Consider the following 2,546-nt stretch of genomic DNA (forward strand, 5'->3'; position numbering starts at 1 on the left):
CCTGGAAGCAACCCGACAGTTGCTGGCCCTGATGATCCGTCAAAACGGAATCAAACCGGAAGACATCGCCAGCGCGATTTTCACCACCACGCCCGATTTGAATGCGGAGTTCCCTGCCCTGGCTGCCCGGCAATTGGGATGGATGAATGTGGCCATGCTCTGTGGCCACGAACTGGATGTTCCCGGCGCCCTGCCGCGATGCATCCGCGTCCTCATTCTGTGGAATACCACAAAGAAGGCCGAGGAAATCGTCCACGTGTACATCAAAGGCGCCGAGAAACTTCGGCCGGACCTTTCCTCTCTGCCGCCGGTGGACTGGGAGGAACTCGAGCGATGGATTCAGGCCCATCTCAATCGGGAAGCAAAACCGAGCGGTCGTGCAGACCCGGCCTCCAGATCCGTGACCGGGAAACTGTCCCTGGCGGTTGGTGAGCAGCCCGATGGTGCAGCCTCGCAGGCAAGCTCCTCACCTTCCGAGCCGCGCGGGAAGTGAGACGGCACCCCGTCATAGACCTCTCCCATGGTTCAGGAATGTTCGCCCGATCGCGGGCCTAGGGTCACCGTCGCCTGGCCCTGGCGATTCTTCGCCATCGCAGGCCAGGATTTCACCCCGCTTGCCTTTGAGCCATAATGGGCTGTAAAAGCGAACCTGCCGGGGCAGTCTGGAGTATAGCAAACAAGAGAGTTGCGTTGATCAAGTTATTTGAAAACCCGTGAATCTTCACATATAAGCGTGACCACCATGGCGGAAACGGCATATCCCCTTCCTCAGGCACTGTTGCGCCTTTTGAAAGAGGATCCACGCTACAAACTCGACGCCTATCTGTTTGTCTTTCAGGCGCTGGATTATGCCCGCAAACTGGGCATGGGGCGCAAAGCCCCCAGCGAACCTCTCCCCGAAGAAGTGCGTCAGGAGGCGCAGCAACTTGGGCTGGAAACTTCACCGGAGGAGGAAGAGGAGGAAGCACGGCACGTTTCGGGCCAGGAACTCTGCGAGGCCGCCCGCCTCTACGCCACAGAGCAGTACGGCTATCTCGCCAAAACAGTCCTCAACAGTTGGGGCATCTACTCCACGAGCGATTTTGGCGAAATAGTGTACAACCTCATCCGCATCGGGCTCATGCGCAAGACACGAGAGGACCGACGCGAGGATTTCGACAACGTTTACGATTTTGAGGAAGTATTCTGTCGGAACTATCAGTTTGCCCGACCTAACCGAACGCGTCCTGCTGAATGAACCACTCAGGTAAAGGACCCCGCAAGGCGGCACGCTCCCAGCCTTTCACCCAAGCACCCGGAAAAGCCGAGCGAGAATCCCCGAATGCCCCATCGCGTCGGCAGCCGGGTCGCTGGGAAAGGGTCCGCCTTGGCCTGATGAGCGTGGTCCTGTTTCTCTGGATCGCAGCGCTGGTCGCGCTCGCCGTCCTCACGTCTTCGTAAAGAAGCGCGACGACTTCAGGAGCCGAGCTTCTGGACGACGTAGGGGTGGGGCCGCTTGCGAACGACTGTCGCCGAAATAATCTTGTCGGGTTCCGGAGGATTCGGCGCCTGAGGATCGCGCGGCTGGAGCTTTTCCACCACATCCATCCCCGAAATGACGCGGCCAAACACGGTGTGCTTGCCATTGAGATGGCTCGTCGGCATATAGGTGATGAAAAACTGCGACCCGTTGGTGTTGGGTCCCGCGTTGGCCATGCTGAGACTCCCGCGGAAATGCAGCCGCGCGTTGGGCGCATTGCACTCATCGGCAATCTTATAGCCGGGACCGCCGGTTCCATCGCCTTTGGGACAACCGGCCTGGGCCATGAATCCGGGGATGACGCGATGGAACGTCAACCCGTTGTAGAACCCCTGCTCCACCAGGGTGATGAAGTTGGCGACCGTGTTGGGGGCTTCATTCTCGAACAGTTCCAGAAGGATGTCGCCTTTGGTGGTTTTCAGCAGAACCCGCGGGAGGTCGTCGGCTTTGGCCTCGGCCTGGCGCTTTTGGTCCTCGATCGGTTTCTGCTTGGCGTAGAACTCGGCCGCTTCCCGCAAAGCGGTGACCTGGTCATCCTTAATCCCCAATTCTTCGATCTTCTTAAAATAGTTCGTGGCCTTTTCGAAATCCTCCAGGGCAAACGCCGCCTTTCCGGCCGCCAGGTACGCCACAGGAGATTTGACATTGTTCTTCAGGAGTTTTTCCGAAAGGGCCAGGGCCTCCTGGAATTTCCCGGAGTCCCCATCGTCGAGCGCCACCTCCAGCAAAAGATCCACAAGATCCCCCTCGGTTTGCGGATTCTCATCATACGCGGCTTCCGCCGCCGCAATGAGCCCCGGCAATTTCTGTTGCGCTTCGTCCACCAGTTTTTCGTACTGCTGGCGAAGCTGAGACATTTCTGCCGGGTTGGCGTTAGGATACTTCATGCGGATTTCCCGAATTTGCGTTAAAAGGTCGACCCATTCTGCGAGAGCCTTCCGAAAGGCCTCCGCTTTGGGTCCGGACGGGGCAGACGTAGCGGGGGGCGGAGAAGCCGGTTCGGCCAAAACGGTGAGGGCCTTCAATC

The 2,546-nt window shown here is 58.6% G+C and carries 3 protein-coding genes; 2 read left to right on the forward strand and 1 reads right to left on the reverse strand.

All coding sequences use genetic code 11. The annotated features are described in order from the left end of the window. Both aroH and H5U08_RS15515 read left to right on the forward strand, forming a co-directional pair. The coding region (aroH, locus tag H5U08_RS15510; protein ID WP_297035060.1) for a chorismate mutase at positions 1-493 on the forward strand (493 nt) is incomplete at its 5' end. Between the two features lie 249 nt (positions 494-742). Beyond that, the gene (locus tag H5U08_RS15515; RefSeq protein WP_297035062.1) at positions 743-1,237 is read left to right on the forward strand and encodes a Minf_1886 family protein; all 495 of its coding nucleotides are present in this window, start codon (positions 743-745) and stop codon (positions 1,235-1,237) included. Positions 1,238-1,455: 218 nt separating this feature from the next. On the opposite strand, the gene H5U08_RS15520 is transcribed toward H5U08_RS15515, so the two are convergent. Further along, the coding region (locus tag H5U08_RS15520) for a peptidylprolyl isomerase (protein WP_297035064.1) at positions 1,456-2,546 on the reverse strand (1,091 nt) is incomplete at its 5' end.

It is taken from the genome of Thermogutta sp. (genome assembly GCF_014359955.1).
Lineage (GTDB): Bacteria > Planctomycetota > Planctomycetia > Pirellulales > Thermoguttaceae > Thermogutta.